The organism is Chloroherpetonaceae bacterium (assembly GCA_025056565.1).
Lineage (GTDB): Bacteria > Bacteroidota > Chlorobiia > Chlorobiales > Thermochlorobacteraceae > Thermochlorobacter.
Map to the genome: position 1 here is coordinate 1 of JANWWA010000055.1, position 690 is coordinate 690.

Below are 690 nucleotides of genomic sequence, written 5' to 3' on the forward strand. Positions count from 1 at the left end.
TTCCTCTTGTCGAGATTGAACGACAAAGCAGCGTCTTTACTGTGCCAACTCAACGCCTCTGGACCGTCACAATCACCCCTCCCCAAACCCCTATTGTGGTATCACTGGCACATCTTCCCCTTACCTATAAATCCACAGGAGACCGACTACAATATAGACTTCTTGCTCCTGGTGACTCGTTCCGACTTGACCTAGCAGGCATGCAATTTATCTCAGGCACAAATTCAGGCATGTCACCTGATACCCTTATCGATATTACTATTCTTGAATACAATATCACCACTGTCTCTGACAACGATCTTAACATTCCATCTCTCAGAGGATTTCCAATTGCAACCTAATTTTATTATATATACCTCGACTTTATTTCAACTGTATACTTATATTTCTTTTTACAATAAAATCGTCTATTCATCTCATTTTGATGCACAATGCCTAAAGAGACACTAGTTCGGTTGGTTTTAGATCGTCTGTGGCTGAAACTAGCAGACATCACAGGAAGCAAAACAGTCCGAGATAAAAAAACGAGTGATATTCCTGCCTTTTCAGGACGAGATTATTTCCCGCCTATCAATGTAACATCCCTGTCTTATACCCGATTTGACCGATACCGAGATTATGAAGACATGGATGCAAATTCTCCCTACATTCACACTGCATTAGACATTTATGCATCAGATTGTTGTCAAT

General features: G+C 40.7%; 2 protein-coding genes. Both read left to right on the top strand.

From position 1 onward, the window contains the following. Nucleotides 1-341 (top strand): hypothetical protein (locus NZM05_12645; GenBank protein MCS7014463.1); only part of this gene is annotated, 341 nt, incomplete at its 5' end. Between the two features lie 90 nt (nucleotides 342-431). Next, nucleotides 432-690, top strand: a 259-nt coding sequence (locus NZM05_12650; GenBank protein ID MCS7014464.1) for a hypothetical protein, incomplete at its 3' end; no start/stop codon positions are given.